This is a genomic window from Flavobacterium nitratireducens, from assembly GCF_029625335.1.
GTDB lineage: Bacteria > Bacteroidota > Bacteroidia > Flavobacteriales > Flavobacteriaceae > Flavobacterium > Flavobacterium nitratireducens.
This window is the reverse complement of sequence record NZ_CP121111.1, coordinates 639,992-657,821: the sequence shown is the minus strand read 5'-3', so window position 1 is coordinate 657,821 and position 17,830 is coordinate 639,992. Positions and strand designations below refer to the sequence as shown.

The following is a 17,830-nucleotide window of genomic DNA, read 5'->3' as shown; positions in this document are numbered from 1 at the left end:
TAGAATTTGGAGTTTATTATCTAGTTAGGTATAAATATCCTTGTTGTTTATTAGGAATTAATTCACCTTGTAAACCAACAGATGTATAATTCAAGATATAGAAGTAAGTACCTGTAGGTAAACCTGCAGATTTATCAATAGTTACTCTTCCTTCAGAGAATCCTTTGAATGACTTGTCTGAATTATTGTAACCTTTGGTTTCATAAACTAATACTCCCCATCTATTATAGATTTCAACTGTGTTTTCTGGATAACAAATAGTATCTTCAAGATTGTCAATTTTGAATACTTCATTAGTTCCGTCTCCATTTGGAGTGAAAGCATTGTGAACTAGAATAGTTCCACAACCTAATACTAAACCACAATCTAAATCAGTAACAGGAATTGTCACAAAATAACTTAAAGGACACTCACCAACTGTTACTTGATATTCAAATGTGTAGCTTCCTGTTGGAACATTAAACGGTTTAAATTCATTATTGTTTAATGTGTTTGTATTATCATCTATCCAAGTTCCATTTAATGGAGTGCCTGATGGAAGATAACCATTTAAATTAATAATTTCAGTACGATCCGTGTTACAAACAGCTTCTATATTTATAGGTTCTATTGCTGCAGGTTGTCCAATAGTAACTGAATTAGATTGAGAAGAACAATTATCTGTAACAGTAAGGGTATACGTTCCAGCAGGAAGATTATTTACTGTTGCCGTAGTTCCTACAACAGAATTTGAAGCATTTTTCCAAGAGTAAGTTACCGTTCCTACAGCGTTAGTTACCGCACCAGCAGTTACCGAGCCTGAACTATCACCATAACATGTTGCATCTGTTTTAGAAGAAGCAGCTAAGTCTAATGGATTAGCAGGTTGTCCAATAGTAACCGAATTAGATTGAGAAGAACAATTATCAGTAACAGTAAGGGTGTAAGTTCCAGCAGGAAGGTTGTTTACTGTTGCCGTAGTTCCAACTTCCGTATTAGCAGCGTTTTTCCAAGAGTAAGTTACCGTTCCTACAGCATTAGTTACTGTACCAGCAGTTACCGAACCAGTGCTTGATCCATTACAAGAAGCATCTGTTTTAGAAGATGTAGCTAATGCTAAAGCATTTTCAGGTTCAGAGATTGTTACATCGATAGTTGTCGAACAACCTTTAGCATCAGTAACAGTGAAAGTATGTACACCAGCTGTTAAACCAGTTTGAGCAGGAGTGATTGTATATCCAGCAGTTCCCCCAGCAGGAGTAATTACAACCGAACCATCGTTACCACCTTTACAAGACACATTTACTTGGTTAGAAGCCGTAGCTGATAAAGCATTTTCAGGTTCAGAGATTGTTACATCGATAGTTGTTTTACAACCTTTAGAATCAGTTACAGTCACAGTATAAGTACCTGCAGCAAGATTAGATGCAGTTGCCGTAGTTTGTACAGGGTTTGTATTCCAAGAGTAAGAGTAAGAAGCTGTACCACCAGAAACACTTACAGTAGCCTCACCAGTAGCTTCACCATAACAATTTACATTAGTTGGATTAGAAATACTAGCACTTAAGGCTGCATCAGGTTGTGTGATAGTAACTTCAGCAGAAGTAGAGCAACCTTTAGAATCAGTTACAGTCACAGTATAAGTACCTGCAGCAAGATTAGATGCAGTTGCCGTAGTTTGTACAGGGTTTGTATTCCAAGAGTAAGAGTAAGAGTAAGAAGCTGTACCACCAGAAACACTTACAGTAGCCTCACCAGTAGCTTCACCATAACAATTTACATTAGTTGTATTAGAAATACTAGCACTTAAGGCTGCATCAGGTTGTGTGATAGTAACTTCAGCAGAAGTAGAGCAACCTTTAGAATCAGTTACAGTCACAGAATAAGTACCTGCAGCAAGATTAGATGCAGTTGCCGTAGTTTGTACAGGGTTTGTATTCCAAGAGTAAGAGTAAGAAGCTGTACCACCAGAAACACTTACAGTAGCCTCACCAGTAGCTTCACCATAACAATTTACATTAGTTGGATTAGAAATACTAGCACTTAAGGCTGCATCAGGTTGTGTAATAGTAACTTCAGCAGAAGTAGAGCAACCTTTAGAATCAGTTACAGTCACAGTATAAGTACCTGCAGCAAGATTAGATGCAGTTGCCGTAGTTTGTACAGGGTTTGTATTCCAAGAGTAAGAGTAAGAAGCTGTACCACCAGAAACACTTACAGTAGCCTCACCAGTAGCTTCACCATAACAATTTACATTAGTTGGATTAGAAATACTAGCACTTAAGGCTGCATCAGGTTGTGTGATAGTAACTTCAGCAGAAGTAGAGCAACCTTTAGAATCAGTTACAGTCACAGTATAAGTACCTGCAGCAAGATTAGATGCAGTTGCCGTAGTTTGTACAGGGTTTGTATTCCAAGAGTAAGAGTAAGAAGCTGTACCACCAGAAACACTTACAGTAGCCTCACCAGTAGCTTCACCATAACAATTTACATTAGTTGGATTAGAAATACTAGCACTTAAGGCTGCATCAGGTTGTGTGATAGTAACTTCAGCAGAAGTAGAGCAACCTTTAGAATCAGTTACAGTCACAGTATAAGTACCTGCAGCAAGATTAGATGCAGTTGCCGTAGTTTGTACAGGGTTTGTATTCCAAGAGTAAGAGTAAGAAGCTGTACCACCAGAAACACTTACAGTAGCCTCACCAGTAGCTTCACCATAACAATTTACATTAGTTGGATTAGAAATACTAGCACTTAAGGCTGCATCAGGTTGTGTGATAGTAACTTCAGCAGAAGTAGAGCAACCTTTAGAATCAGTTACAGTCACAGTATAAGTACCTGCAGCAAGATTAGATGCAGTTGCCGTAGTTTGTACAGGGTTTGTATTCCAAGAGTAAGAGTAAGAAGCTGTACCACCAGAAACACTTACAGTAGCCTCACCAGTAGCTTCACCATAACAATTTACATTAGTTGGATTAGAAATACTAGCACTTAAGGCTGCATCAGGTTGTGTGATAGTAACTTCAGCAGAAGTAGAGCAACCTTTAGAATCAGTTACAGTCACAGAATAAGTACCTGCAGCAAGATTAGATGCAGTTGCTGTAGTTTGTACAGGGTTTGTATTCCAAGAGTAAGAGTAAGAAGCTGTACCACCAGAAACACTTACAGTAGCCTCACCAGTAGCTTCACCATAACAATTTACATTAGTTGGATTAGAAATACTAGCACTTAAGGCTGCATCAGGTTGTGTAATAGTAACTTCAGCAGAAGTAGAGCAACCTTTAGAATCAGTTACAGTCACAGTATAAGTACCTGCAGCAAGATTAGATGCAGTTGCTGTAGTTTGTACAGGGTTTGTATTCCAAGAGTAAGAGTAAGAAGCTGTACCACCAGAAACACTTACAGTAGCCTCACCAGTAGCTTCACCATAACAATTTACATTAGTTGGATTAGAAATACTAGCACTTAAGGCTGCATCAGGTTGTGTGATAGTAACTTCAGCAGAAGTAGAGCAACCTTTAGAATCAGTTACAGTCACAGAATAAGTACCTGCAGCAAGATTAGATGCAGTTGCTGTAGTTTGTACAGGGTTTGTATTCCAAGAGTAAGAGTAAGAAGCTGTACCACCAGAAACACTTACAGTAGCCTCACCAGTAGCTTCACCATAACAATTTACATTAGTTGGATTAGAAATACTAGCACTTAAGGCTGCATCAGGTTGTGTAATAGTAACTTCAGCAGAAGTAGAGCAACCTTTAGAATCAGTTACAGTCACAGAATAAGTACCTGCAGCAAGATTAGATGCAGTTGCTGTAGTTTGTACAGGGTTTGTATTCCAAGAGTAAGAGTAAGAAGCTGTACCACCAGAAACACTTACAGTAGCCTCACCAGTAGCTTCACCATAACAATTTACATTAGTTGGATTAGAAATACTAGCACTTAAGGCTGCATCAGGTTGTGTGATAGTAACTTCAGCAGAAGTAGAGCAACCTTTAGAATCAGTTACAGTCACAGAATAAGTACCTGCAGCAAGATTAGATGCAGTTGCTGTAGTTTGTACAGGGTTTGTATTCCAAGAGTAAGAGTAAGAAGCTGTACCACCAGAAACACTTACAGTAGCCTCACCAGTAGCTTCACCATAACAATTTACATTAGTTGGATTAGAAATACTAGCACTTAAGGCTGCATCAGGTTGTGTGATAGTAACTTCAGCAGAAGTAGAGCAACCTTTAGAATCAGTTACAGTCACAGAATAAGTACCTGCAGCAAGATTAGATGCAGTTGCCGTAGTTTGTACAGGGTTTGTATTCCAAGAGTAAGAGTAAGAAGCTGTACCACCAGAAACACTTACAGTAGCCTCACCAGTAGCTTCACCATAACAATTTACATTAGTTGGATTAGAAATACTAGCACTTAAGGCTGCATCAGGTTGTGTGATAGTAACTTCAGCAGAAGTAGAGCAACCTTTAGAATCAGTTACAGTCACAGAATAAGTACCTGCAGCAAGATTAGATGCAGTTGCCGTAGTTTGTACAGGGTTTGTATTCCAAGAGTAAGAGTAAGAAGCTGTACCACCAGAAACACTTACAGTAGCCTCACCAGTAGCTTCACCATAACAATTTACATTAGTTGGATTAGAAATACTAGCACTTAAGGCTGCATCAGGTTGTGTGATAGTAACTTCAGCAGAAGTAGAGCAACCTTTAGAATCAGTTACAGTCACAGTATAAGTACCTGCAGCAAGATTAGATGCAGTTGCCGTAGTTTGTACAGGGTTTGTATTCCAAGAGTAAGAGTAAGAAGCTGTACCACCAGAAACACTTACAGTAGCCTCACCAGTAGCTTCACCATAACAATTTACATTAGTTGGATTAGAAATACTAGCACTTAAGGCTGCATCAGGTTGTGTGATAGTAACTTCAGCAGAAGTAGAGCAACCTTTAGAATCAGTTACAGTCACAGTATAAGTACCTGCAGCAAGATTAGATGCAGTTGCTGTAGTTTGTACAGGGTTTGTATTCCAAGAGTAAGAGTAAGAAGCTGTACCACCAGAAACACTTACAGTAGCCTCACCAGTAGCTTCACCATAACAATTTACATTAGTTGGATTAGAAATACTAGCACTTAAGGCTGCATCAGGTTGTGTAATAGTAACTTCAGCAGAAGTAGAGCAACCTTTAGAATCAGTTACAGTCACAGTATAAGTACCTGCAGCAAGATTAGATGCAGTTGCTGTAGTTTGTACAGGGTTTGTATTCCAAGAGTAAGAGTAAGAAGCTGTACCACCAGAAACACTTACAGTAGCCTCACCAGTAGCTTCACCATAACAATTTACATTAGTTGGATTAGAAATACTAGCACTTAAGGCTGCATCAGGTTGTGTGATAGTAACTTCAGCAGAAGTAGAGCAACCTTTAGAATCAGTTACAGTCACAGAATAAGTACCTGCAGCAAGATTAGATGCAGTTGCTGTAGTTTGTACAGGGTTTGTATTCCAAGAGTAAGAGTAAGAAGCTGTACCACCAGAAACACTTACAGTAGCCTCACCAGTAGCTTCACCATAACAATTTACATTAGTTGGATTAGAAATACTAGCACTTAAGGCTGCATCAGGTTGTGTAATAGTAACTTCAGCAGAAGTAGAGCAACCTTTAGAATCAGTTACAGTCACAGAATAAGTACCTGCAGCAAGATTAGATGCAGTTGCCGTAGTTTGTACAGGGTTTGTATTCCAAGAGTAAGAGTAAGAAGCTGTACCACCAGAAACACTTACAGTAGCCTCACCAGTAGCTTCACCATAACAATTTACATTAGTTGGATTAGAAATACTAGCACTTAAGGCTGCATCAGGTTGTGTAATAGTAACTTCAGCAGAAGTAGAGCAACCTTTAGAATCAGTTACAGTCACAGAATAAGTACCTGCAGCAAGATTAGATGCAGTTGCCGTAGTTTGTACAGGGTTTGTATTCCAAGAGTAAGAGTAAGAAGCTGTACCACCAGAAACACTTACAGTAGCCTCACCAGTAGCTTCACCATAACAATTTACATTAGTTGGATTAGAAATACTAGCACTTAAGGCTGCATCAGGTTGTGTAATAGTAACTTCAGCAGAAGTAGAGCAACCTTTAGAATCAGTTACAGTCACAGTATAAGTACCTGCAGCAAGATTAGATGCAGTTGCCGTAGTTTGTACAGGGTTTGTATTCCAAGAGTAAGAGTAAGAAGCTGTACCACCAGAAACACTTACAGTAGCCTCACCAGTAGCTTCACCATAACAATTTACATTAGTTGGATTAGAAATACTAGCACTTAAGGCTGCATCAGGTTGTGTGATAGTAACTTCAGCAGAAGTAGAGCAACCTTTAGAATCAGTTACAGTCACAGTATAAGTACCTGCAGCAAGATTAGATGCAGTTGCTGTAGTTTGTACAGGGTTTGTATTCCAAGAGTAAGAGTAAGAAGCTGTACCACCAGAAACACTTACAGTAGCCTCACCAGTAGCTTCACCATAACAATTTACATTAGTTGGATTAGAAATACTAGCACTTAAGGCTGCATCAGGTTGTGTAATAGTAACTTCAGCAGAAGTAGAGCAACCTTTAGAATCAGTTACAGTCACAGTATAAGTACCTGCAGCAAGATTAGATGCAGTTGCTGTAGTTTGTACAGGGTTTTTATTCCAAGAGTAAGAGTAAGAAGCTGTACCACCAGAAACACTTACAGTAGCCTCACCAGTAGCTTCACCATAACAATTTACATTAGTTGGATTAGAAATACTAGCACTTAAGGCTGCATCAGGTTGTGTGATAGTAACTTCAGCAGAAGTAGAGCAACCTTTAGAATCAGTTACAGTCACAGAATAAGTACCTGCAGCAAGATTAGATGCAGTTGCTGTAGTTTGTACAGGGTTTGTATTCCAAGAGTAAGAGTAAGAAGCTGTACCACCAGAAACACTTACAGTAGCCTCACCAGTAGCTTCACCATAACAATTTACATTAGTTGGATTAGAAATACTAGCACTTAAGGCTGCATCAGGTTGTGTAATAGTAACTTCAGCAGAAGTAGAGCAACCTTTAGAATCAGTTACAGTCACAGAATAAGTACCTGCAGCAAGATTAGATGCAGTTGCCGTAGTTTGTACAGGGTTTGTATTCCAAGAGTAAGAGTAAGAAGCTGTACCACCAGAAACACTTACAGTAGCCTCACCAGTAGCTTCACCATAACAATTTACATTAGTTGGATTAGAAATACTAGCACTTAAGGCTGCATCAGGTTGTGTAATAGTAACTTCAGCAGAAGTAGAGCAACCTTTAGAATCAGTTACAGTCACAGAATAAGTACCTGCAGCAAGATTAGATGCAGTTGCCGTAGTTTGTACAGGGTTTGTATTCCAAGAGTAAGAGTAAGAAGCTGTACCACCAGAAACACTTACAGTAGCCTCACCAGTAGCTTCACCATAACAATTTACATTAGTTGGATTAGAAATACTAGCACTTAAGGCTGCATCAGGTTGTGTAATAGTAACTTCAGCAGAAGTAGAGCAACCTTTAGAATCAGTTACAGTCACAGTATAAGTACCTGCAGCAAGATTAGATGCAGTTGCCGTAGTTTGTACAGGGTTTGTATTCCAAGAGTAAGAGTAAGAAGCTGTACCACCAGAAACACTTACAGTAGCCTCACCAGTAGCTTCACCATAACAATTTACATTAGTTGGATTAGAAATACTAGCACTTAAGGCTGCATCAGGTTGTGTGATAGTAACTTCAGCAGAAGTAGAGCAACCTTTAGAATCAGTTACAGTCACAGTATAAGTACCTGCAGCAAGATTAGATGCAGTTGCCGTAGTTTGTACAGGGTTTGTATTCCAAGAGTAAGAGTAAGAAGCTGTACCACCAGAAACACTTACAGTAGCCTCACCAGTAGCTTCACCATAACAATTTACATTAGTTGGATTAGAAATACTAGCACTTAAGGCTGCATCAGGTTGTGTGATAGTAACTTCAGCAGAAGTAGAGCAACCTTTAGAATCAGTTACAGTCACAGAATAAGTACCTGCAGCAAGATTAGATGCAGTTGCCGTAGTTTGTACAGGGTTTGTATTCCAGGAATAAGTATAAGGACCAGTTCCTCCACTAGCTGAAGCTGTAGCTTGTCCATTATTGCCATTGTAACATGAAACGTTATTTTTGGTTGTAGATATACTCGGAGGAGCGGTAACAGTTATTTTTGCTTCAGATGTTGCAATATTGCTTCCACTACACAAACCGGCATTTGAGAATACAGCTCTGAATAATTTAGTTTCAGTTAGGTTGGTTGCTGTATAAGTTGTAGAAGTGTTAGTTATATCAGTCCATGTGGTGAATGGGCTTATGGAAGATTGCCATTTTACGATAGTTGAACCAGATGGAACTGTGGCAGTTAAAATTGTGCTATTAGTTCCTGAACATACCGTTGCATCTGGACTGACAGATCCTTTTAATGGAATTCCAAAAGTAAGAGATATGTTTTCACATAAACTTGAGTTTTCTGAATTACCACTAACAGATGCTAATTTTGAAATATTGATAGTTCCTGGGCTGTTTGCATTACAGATATTAAATCCAATACTTCCAAAAGGAATATTGAATTCTAAAAACGATCCACCACCACTATTACAACCCGTGGCGCTTCCATTTAGCGCAGCTAAACCATTATTTACAGTTAGCTCTGTTTTAGTACTTCCACTTCCGGAATATAATTTGAAAGTAGATGCATTAGAATTAATTTCTAAAATATAGTCTGCTCCTGGAATAGTTAGTGTTCCACCAAAATTGTCAGAAGTCAAACCTATTGAAGGATTGTTATCAGTATCTAAATATAGTCTAAAAAGCGCAGCACCTCCATTACCTATATTCATTCCTAATCTCAATATTTGATTTTGAGTATCGACTTTGGCATGAATTGTTCCTATTTGACATGTTGAGGAGGGACTTTGTCTTAAGACCTGACTAAAGACTGTGCCTGTTGCATATTCATCTCCAGAAGCACCTGGTCCAGGACAGTATTTACCATCAAAGGTGTCCTGAGCAAAACTATTGGTAATACTAATAAAGAATAGTAGTAAGCCAAATATGAAAGTTTGCTTTAATTCTAGTTTGAGTAAAGTTGTTTTCATACAATGAATTTTAAGATAATTGGAGCTAAATTCTATAGCTGAAAAAATAAAAATATTCTATTTTAAAGCTAAACTACTCACATTCGTTTTTTAAAGTAAATTTTCTCTTTGAAAAACATAAATACCCGTTAAAAGGCGTTTTTATTTGTATAACAAACCCTAAAATTTCGTTAATATATTCTTTTATAGTTTATGTCTTTGTAATACTAAACCTATTCTGATTGAAATTTGTTAGTAATTATTTTGTTTGCAATTTTGATTTAAATATTTTTTTTTTAAAGATGATTTCAAAAGTATCACATATTAAAATAATATGTAAGAAAATATTCGATAAAATGCGTTTTTTACTGTTTAAGTATGTTAAAAGTTAACATTTGTAGTAATTTTATTTATTTTTAAATATTCAATGATGAATTTGAGAAAGTAAAAAAGAATTTTTATGATTAATAAATTTTATATTTTGACCTATAAATTGTATCTTTCTTTTTGAGGAATTCACGAAGAATTAATTCATTTAATCATATCGATATGAAAAATTTAGTTTTAATTAGACATGCCAAATCGAATTGGGATACACCATTAAAAGATATAGACAGGCCATTAGACCAACGTGGATTGCAAGATGCTCATTTAGTATCTTCAAATATTCAAAAATATTTACCTAAAAAATTTGTAATTTGGAGTAGTCCAGCTAAACGTGCTTCGGATACTGCTATTATTTTTGCTCAAAATATCTTGTATCCAGTTGAAAATATTATCTACAATCAAGAATTATATACTTTCGAAGGAAAGCAATTGGAAATGATTGTTAAATCTTGTTCGAATACATTTGATAGTGTAATTCTTTTTGGTCATAATGCTGCAATTACAAATTTTGTTAATAAATTTGGAAATGTATTTATTGAAAATGTTCCTACAAGTGGTTTTGTTTCACTACAATTTGAAACAGATAGTTGGGATACTATCAATAAAGGGCAGACTAATAAAATAATAATACCAAAAGACTTAAAATAAATAATGTTTGATCAAAAATATATTGATAGAGAAAAAAGTTGGTTAGCATTTAACGCCAGAGTACTTCAAGAAGCAGGGGATGATTCGGTTCCTTTATTAGACAGATTAAGATTTATAGGGATTTTTTCAAATAATTTGGATGAATTTTTTAGAGTTCGTTTTGCAGCTATCCGTAGATTAAGTTTGTCTGGTAAAACGGGTGAAAAAATATTAGGAGGTATATCTGCACAACAATTAATTAAGGATATTACCGAAATTGTTATAGAACATCAGGCCGAAAGTCTTGCAATTCTAAAAGATATCGAATCTAAATTGGAAACGGAAAATATTTTTATTATCAACGAAAATGAAATTTCGGATGAACAAGAGATATTTTTAAAAGATTTCTTTATACAAACCTTGAGCCCAGAATTGGTTACAATTATCTTGAATGATTTGGCCGAATTTCCATTATTGAAGGATAATATTGGTTATTTGGCTGTAAAATTAGTGATGAAAAAAGATGCCGAAGTTCACTATGCGATCATTGAAATTCCTAAAACAATGAATCGTTTTGTGGTGTTACCTTCTACAGATAACAAAAAATATGTGATATTGATAGATGATGTAATAAGGCATAATCTAAAAAGTATATTTAATATTTTTGATTATGAAAGTGTTAGTGCACACATGATAAAAATAAGTAGGGATGCACAGTTAGAAATTGATAGTGACCTGAGTAAAAGTATGTTAGAGAAAATTTCTACTAGTGTCAAAGATAGACGAATAGGTGAGCCTGTACGTTTTATATACGATCAGGAAATTGAAGAGGATACCTTACAGTTTTTCCTTGATAAAATGAAAATTGTTTCTACTGATAGTATTATTCCCGGTGGAAGATATCATAATAGGAGAGATTATATGGAATTTCCTAATCTAGGTAGATATGATTTACTGTATAAGAAAAACATTCCATTGCCAATTCCTGGTCTAAGTTTAGAAGGTAGTATTTTGGAAAAAATAAGTAAGAAAGATTATTTGTTACATGCCCCTTATCAATCATTTTCTTATTTGACAAAATTTTTAAGAGAAGCTGCATTAGACCCAAAAGTTACCACAATTAAAATTACATTATATCGATTAGCTAAAAATTCACAAATTATTAGTTCCTTGATAAATGCTGCCAAAAATGGTAAGAAAGTAACCGTTCAAATCGAATTACAAGCCCGATTTGATGAGGCTTCTAATATTTCCTATGCCGAACAAATGCAGCAAGAAGGAATTGAACTTATTTTTGGTATCAAAGGTTTGAAAGTTCATAGTAAAATTTGTGTCATTGAAAGAATTGAAAACGGGAAAAATAAACGCTATGGCTTTATTTCAACAGGAAATTTCAATGAATCTACGGCTAAAATTTACACAGATGTCACTCTTTTTACCAGTCACCAACAAATATTAAAAGATATTTCTAAGATTTTTGAATTTTTTAATATTAATTATAGAGTACATCGTTATAAACACTTAATAGTTTCTCCACATTATACACGTTCCAAGTTTTATAAGTTCATTGATCGTGAAATTTTAAATGCTAGAGCAGGTAGAATTGCATTTATGAAATTGAAAATGAATAGTTTATCTGATTTTGATATGATTGATAAATTATATGAGGCAAGTAAGGCAGGTGTAAAAATTCAATTGGAAGTAAGAGGAATTTGCTCTTTGATTCCAGGTATTAAGGGGTTGAGTGAAAATATTGAAGCTATAAGTATTGTCGATAATTATTTAGAGCATTCACGAATTTATATTTTTGGAAATGGAGGGCAAACAGAAGTTTATATTTCTTCTGCTGATTTTATGACACGAAATTTAGATGGCAGGGTAGAAGTAACTTGTCCTATCTATGATCAAGAAATCAAAAATGAACTAATTGAGAATTTTGATATTGCTTGGAAAGGAAATGTAAAAGCGCGTTTTCATTCTTACAAATTGGATAATAAGTACCGTAAAAATGACGGAAAAAATATTTTTAGAGCTCAAATTGAAACCTATAAATATTACCAAAGAAAAGTTGACATGTTAAAAGAAATTATCTTTTAAGATAATTAATTATAGAAAAAAATGATTAAAATTAAGAAATATGCAGCCATCGATATTGGTTCTAATGCCATGAGATTACTGGTTGTTAATATTGTTGAACAAGAAGGTAAAGAAACACAATTTAACAAAAGTGCTTTGGTTCGTGTGCCTATTCGTTTAGGACAAGATGCTTTTACAGTAGGTGAAATTTCGGCTGAAAATACAGATAGAATGGTCGATGCAATGAAAGCTTTCAAACTTTTGATGAAAGTTCACAAAGTGGAAGCTTACAAGGCTTTTGCAACTTCGGCTATGCGTGAAGCGTATAATGGAAAAGAAGTGGTGGCCCTAATTAAGAAAAAAGCCGACATCAAAATTGAAATTATTGATGGAAAAAAAGAAGCAGCAATTATTGCTTCAACTGACTTACACTATTTATTGAAGACAGATCAAACTTATTTATTTGTGGATGTAGGAGGTGGAAGTACGGAATTTACCTTGTTTTCTAATGGTAAAATTGTGACTTCAAGATCATTTAAAGTGGGAACTGTTCGATTACTTAACGAAATGGTTTGTGATGTGGTTTGGAATGAAATTGAGAAATGGATTAAAACAAATGTTGCTGATTATGATGAAATATCTTTGATAGGTTCGGGTGGAAATATCAACAAACTTTTCAAAATGTCTGGTAAAATGCAGGATAAACCTTTGTCTTATTTGTATATCAATTCACAATATGCCTTTTTGAATTCTCTTTCTTATGATCAGAGAATTTCTGAATTAGCGTTAAATCCAGACCGTGCCGATGTAATTATACCTGCAGTACGTATTTATTTGAATGCGATGAAATGGAGTGGAGCTAGAAATATTTATGTTCCAAAAATTGGACTTTCAGACGGAATCGTCAAGGCTATGTATTTCGGTAAAATTTAAAAAAGTATAAATAAAAATCGTTTAGAAGCTTTTAGTGATGGTGTACTTGCTATTATAATCACTATAATGGTTTTGGAATTGAAAGTCCCAAAAGGACATCAGTTTATTGATTTATTCACACTTTTTCCTGTTTTTTTAAGTTACATTTTGAGTTTTATTTATGTAGGTATTTATTGGAATAATCACCATCATTTATTGCATAGTACCACTAAAGTAAATGGAAAGGTCTTATGGGCTAATCTTCATTTGCTCTTTTGGCTTTCATTAGTACCCGCTTCAACCGCTTGGATGGGTGAAAGTGATTTTGCTAAAGCAACAGTTACTGTTTATGGTATTGTTCTTTTAATGTGTGGTGTTGCTTTTGTTATTTTGCAAACAACCATTATATGTCTTGATGGTGAAAAGTCATTTTTGGCAGAGGCAGTCGGTAAAGATACAAAGGGAAAGTCTTCTCAACTTTTATATGTTAGTGCTTTACTAATTTCTTTTTTCAATGAATGGATTCCATTAGCCATCTATTTAATAGTTGCTTTGCTTTGGTTAGTTCCAGATACTCGAATCGAAAAGAAAATTTTAAACTCGGATAAAAATAGTTAGGCGTTTAAGTCTAGTCCGAAAGTAGTTCTTAATAAATCAATATTTGGATTTATTTCATGTAAACGATTGTATTTATCCTGATCATTTAATGCTCTTTTGATAGTGACATTTTCATTGACAATTATATCGATTTTGATATTGTGGTTGTGAAGGTGTCCTCTTAAATGCCCTAAAAGACCGTTCATCTCTTTCTCAAAATCTAATTTTGAACCTTCGTTGGGTAACTCGATACTAATTGTTGTTCCGTTTAGAACAGGATCATTAATAAGTAATAACGATTCCATGATTTTTGAGCCTTTGTCTCCTAAACGTTTTGCATAGTTAGTCCATTGCAACAACATTTCGGTTTCGGTAAAAGGTTCAGTTGGTAAATCAACAGTCTCTCTAACGATTACTTTTTTGTTTTGTTCCAATTCTTTTTTCGCACGAATACTTGATAAAGATAATGCTGAGAATTTAGGTCCAGTTGTTTCTACATCTACTTTTTTAGGCGTTTCAGCAACTGCAGCTGGGTTGTTCGTAGGAACTGATTCAGTAGGAGCAGAAGTAGTTGTGCTAATAGTGTTTTCAACAGCCTTCTTTTGTTCAACTATTGAATAATCGTTTTTTCTAAAATAAGTTGGTGGAATTATAAAGGATTCAACTTTTTTTTTCTCCATCAAAAGTGATGGAGGCTAATTGCATCAGGCAAAGTTCAACCAATAATCGTTGGTTTTGACTTAATTTGTATTTTAAATCACATTCGTTTGCAATAGCAATTCCTTGCAAAAGAAATTCTTGAGTACATTTTTGAGCCTGAACTCCATACATTTTTTGAGCTTGTTCACCTGCTTCTAATAAACTTAAAGTTGAAGGTGTTTTGCTTACCAATAAATCTCGGAAATGTGAAGCTAATCCGGCTACAAAGTGATGTGCATCGAAACCTTTTGCAAGAATTTCGTTGAAAGTAATCAGTAAATCCGGGATTTTATTCTCCAGAATTAAATCGGTTACATTAATGTAAGTTTCATAATCCAGCACATTTAGGTTTTCGGTAACTGCCTGACGTGTCAGATTACTTCCGCAATAGGAAACCACTCTGTCAAAAATTGACAAAGCATCACGCATGGCGCCATCTGCTTTTTGAGCGATAATATGTAAAGCATCATCTTCAAAAACAACACCTTGGTTTGTTGCTACTTCGGCTAAATGTTCTTTAGCATCTTTAACGGTGATTCTTTTGAAATCAAAAATTTGACAACGCGATAAAATCGTTGGAATGATTTTATGTTTTTCGGTAGTTGCCAGAATAAAAATTGCATGTTTAGGTGGTTCTTCTAATGTTTTCAAAAAAGCATTAAAAGCTGCCGATGACAACATGTGTACCTCATCTATAATATAGACTTTGTATTTTCCGGTTTGTGGTGGAATACGAACTTGGTCAATTAGATTACGAATATCATCTACAGAGTTATTCGACGCAGCATCTAATTCGAAAACATTGAAAGCAAAGTCTTCGTTAGGATCATCATAACCAGGTTGATTGATTTTACGAGCCAGAATTCTGGCACAAGTCGTTTTTCCAACACCACGCGGTCCAGTAAATAAAAGGGCAGAAGCCAAATGGTTGTTTTCTATGGCATTCAATAAAGTATTGGTAATCGCTTTTTGTCCTACAACATCATTAAATGTTTGCGGACGGTACTTGCGGGCAGATACTATAAATTGTTCCATAGATTCTATTATTCGAAAGCAAATATAGGTTTTAATTTAATGATTGAAAAATTTAAATATTGAAAGATTTTAGAAAAAAATGTAGTGTTGATTTTCTTGGATTTAAGATTGATTTCTTCTTCTTCCTCGGGCTTTAATGCTAATTTTTAATAGCGCCTGAGCGGTTTCATTATTAGAATTGGCAGCAAATCCGGCAACATAAACGCCTTTTTTTCCTGATTTAGATTGAATACCAAAAACAATTGCTTCGTCATCCGGATTGGATTCTCCTTCGTAACGATAAATGTGTTTGATTTCAAAATTATTTGGGTTTTTTAAAATCACATCTTCATGTTGGTTAAAGTCGTAATTAAAACCATTTTCGTTTAATTCATCAAGGGCTTTTGAAACCGAATCGTAGTGGTAAATTGGATCCATGGCGTAAAATATTTAGTGGTTAATAGCTCTTTAAATATAACTATTTTATTTTTAATCTATTGCAAAATGCTTGTTAAAGTAGTTGGCTTTGTTTTGTTGTCACAGTTTAAAAATTGTACTTTTGCACGACAGACCGCCTTATCGCTTTCCGCCTCGGCGGAGAGAGGAAAGTCCGGACACCATAGAGAAGCATAGCGGGTAACACCCGTCATCCGCCTCGGCGAGATAGGACAAGTGCAACAGAAAGTATGTACAGGTAATGCTGTAGTGAAACCAGGTAAACTCTATGCGGTGAAATACCAAGTATATCAGCATTTAAGGGTTTCTCGTCCGTTGCTGAAGGGTAGGTAGCTTGATCTTGTTGGTAACAACAAGGCTAGATAAATGATAAGGCTCCGTTTATCGGGGACAGAATCCGGCTTATAGGTCTGTTTTTTTCTTTTTAAAATAAAAAACCATTAAGAATTTAAGTCTCATTAAGTTCAAATACTTAATTTTCTTAACCTCTTAATGGTTTAAAATTTAAATTTTACTGATTATTCTTCTTCATTATCTTCGTCAAAATCATCATCTTCCTCTTCTTCGTCTAATTCGAATTCGAAAAAACTAAATACCGAACCACCATAACTTTTTTGAAAAGAGAAATTAGGTAAGTGCTCTAACTTGGTATACTTAGAATGTTCTACCACCATCATTCCTTCTTCGTTAAGGATGTTATTTTCAAAAACTAATAAAACGACTTTTTCAAAAGTGGCTTGGTCTAATCCATAAGGAGGATCAGCAAAAACAATATCAAATGAAGTATTACATTTTTCCAGAAATTTAAAAACATCACTTTTGATAGCTGCAATCGGAAAATCATATTCGGATGCAATTTGTTTGATGAATTTTACACATCCAAAATCGCCATCCACAGAAGTGATTGGTGAGCTTCCACGAGAAGCAAATTCGTAGCTGATATTTCCGGTTCCAGCAAATAAATCCAAAACTTTTAAACTGTCAAAATTGAAATGATTGTTTAAAACATTGAACAAGGCTTCTTTGGACATATCGGTAGTAGGACGCACAGGTAAACCTTTGGGAGGGGTGATGCGTCTTCCTTTGTATTTTCCTGAAATGATTCTCATGAATTGAAAAGTATAAAATGATTTCTGTTTTCGGCCTCAGAAAAATAATTGTTCCATCTTAAATCTTCCACATCAATTAGGAAAACATTGCGGATGTATTTGTATGCTATTTTGTAAAAAGGACTATCGGTTGTTATGTTTCCAATCAATTCCAATGGGAAATTTTCCGGATTCATATTCAATTGTTCGGCTGTGAATAAAATGTAATAAATAAAATCTTCTGGAATTTGATATTCGAAAGAATTAAACAATAACAACTTTTGATTTTGAATTACTACAATTTCAAAATGAGTGGAATTGAAATGTACCATCATTTTTTTAGTGTCAATATTTTTAGAAGCATCTAATAATTTTGTAACCAAAATACTGTTGGCGTGTTTGTATTCGAAAGAACCAAATTTATCAATAAAGAAATTATTCATATTCACATAAGGAATATAAACTGCATTGATATCGTAATTGCTGATTTCATCGTAAGCAAAAAAATCAGTTTCAAAAACCTTAGTATTGTATTGCAAATAACTTCCCAAGTAATTCTCGTCGAACAAAGCGGTAGGAACGAAAGTAGAAAGATTGTTACTGTGGATTACCAGTACATCATCATATTGTTCTGTTAACTCAGGATGTTCTTCGAAAGCATTAGCAAATAAATCTTCAATTTTTAAATTCTTATTAAAAGGATCAAAATGGATTTCCTTAAAAGTAGAAACCGTATTGTTGAGTGTGTCAAAACAGCAAAAAGAAAGTCCGGTCAGGGAAACCTGAATCGATAGTTTTTTGTATTTCTTTTCGGTAATGTCCATTAATGAAGATTTTTTCTGAATCGCAAACTTACAAATTT

At 35.1% G+C, this 17,830-nt stretch carries 10 protein-coding genes and 1 other RNA gene; 5 read left to right on the top strand and 6 right to left on the bottom strand.

The genetic code is table 11. The features are described from left to right. Positions 1-16: 16 nt before the first annotated feature. Positions 17-9,133: a T9SS type B sorting domain-containing protein gene (locus tag P5P90_RS03055; RefSeq protein ID WP_278035752.1), complete on the bottom strand. Its 9,117-nt coding sequence runs from the start codon at positions 9,131-9,133 to the stop codon at positions 17-19. 528 nt (positions 9,134-9,661) lie between these two features. On the opposite strand from P5P90_RS03055, the gene P5P90_RS03050 reads away from it, so the two are divergent. Genes P5P90_RS03050 through P5P90_RS03035 form a run of 4 tightly spaced genes read left to right on the top strand, consistent with a single transcriptional unit; the run spans position 9,662 to position 13,732 of the window. Beyond that, on the top strand, positions 9,662-10,147 hold the full coding sequence (locus tag P5P90_RS03050; RefSeq protein ID WP_278035751.1) for a SixA phosphatase family protein: 486 nt from the start codon (positions 9,662-9,664) through the stop codon (positions 10,145-10,147). A 3-nt stretch (positions 10,148-10,150) separates the two neighbouring features. Continuing rightward, on the top strand, positions 10,151-12,223 hold the full coding sequence (gene ppk1 / locus P5P90_RS03045; protein ID WP_278035750.1) for a polyphosphate kinase 1: 2,073 nt from the start codon (positions 10,151-10,153) through the stop codon (positions 12,221-12,223). A gap of 21 nt (positions 12,224-12,244) precedes the next feature. Further along, the gene (locus P5P90_RS03040) at positions 12,245-13,135 is read left to right on the top strand and encodes a Ppx/GppA phosphatase family protein (RefSeq protein ID WP_278035749.1); all 891 of its coding nucleotides are present in this window, start codon (positions 12,245-12,247) and stop codon (positions 13,133-13,135) included. A 6-nt stretch (positions 13,136-13,141) separates the two neighbouring features. Then, positions 13,142-13,732, top strand: coding sequence for a TMEM175 family protein (locus P5P90_RS03035; RefSeq protein ID WP_278036471.1), 591 nt, complete (start codon positions 13,142-13,144; stop codon positions 13,730-13,732). Here the strand turns inward: P5P90_RS03035 and P5P90_RS03030 are convergent. The 3 genes from P5P90_RS03030 to P5P90_RS03020 form a co-directional block, all read right to left on the bottom strand. Next, complete coding sequence (locus tag P5P90_RS03030) at positions 13,729-14,391, bottom strand: DNA polymerase III subunit gamma/tau (protein WP_278035748.1); 663 nt, start codon at positions 14,389-14,391, stop codon at positions 13,729-13,731. The genes P5P90_RS03035 and P5P90_RS03030 overlap by 4 nt on opposite strands. Next, positions 14,372-15,445, bottom strand: coding sequence for a DNA polymerase III subunit gamma/tau (gene dnaX / locus P5P90_RS03025; protein ID WP_278035747.1), 1,074 nt, complete (start codon positions 15,443-15,445; stop codon positions 14,372-14,374). Before dnaX ends, P5P90_RS03030 begins: the two co-directional genes overlap by 20 nt. Positions 15,446-15,547: 102 nt before the next feature. Next, positions 15,548-15,862 (bottom strand): hypothetical protein, encoded by a 315-nt coding sequence (locus tag P5P90_RS03020; protein WP_278035746.1) that lies wholly within the window; start codon positions 15,860-15,862, stop codon positions 15,548-15,550. 125 nt (positions 15,863-15,987) lie between these two features. Between P5P90_RS03020 and rnpB the strand changes: the two genes are divergently transcribed. Beyond that, an RNA gene (gene rnpB, locus P5P90_RS03015) (RNase P RNA component class A) lies at positions 15,988-16,301 on the top strand. A 97-nt stretch (positions 16,302-16,398) separates the two neighbouring features. Here the strand turns inward: rnpB and P5P90_RS03010 are convergent. Further along, positions 16,399-16,989 carry an RsmD family RNA methyltransferase gene (locus P5P90_RS03010; protein ID WP_278035745.1) on the bottom strand — a complete coding sequence of 197 codons (591 nt, stop codon included), beginning with the start codon at positions 16,987-16,989 and terminating at the stop codon, positions 16,399-16,401. Continuing rightward, entirely contained in the window at positions 16,986-17,792 is an 807-nt protein-coding gene (locus tag P5P90_RS03005) for a DUF3822 family protein (protein WP_278035744.1), read from the bottom strand. The genes P5P90_RS03010 and P5P90_RS03005 overlap by 4 nt, the downstream gene beginning before the upstream one ends. Positions 17,793-17,830: the final 38 nt, after the last annotated feature.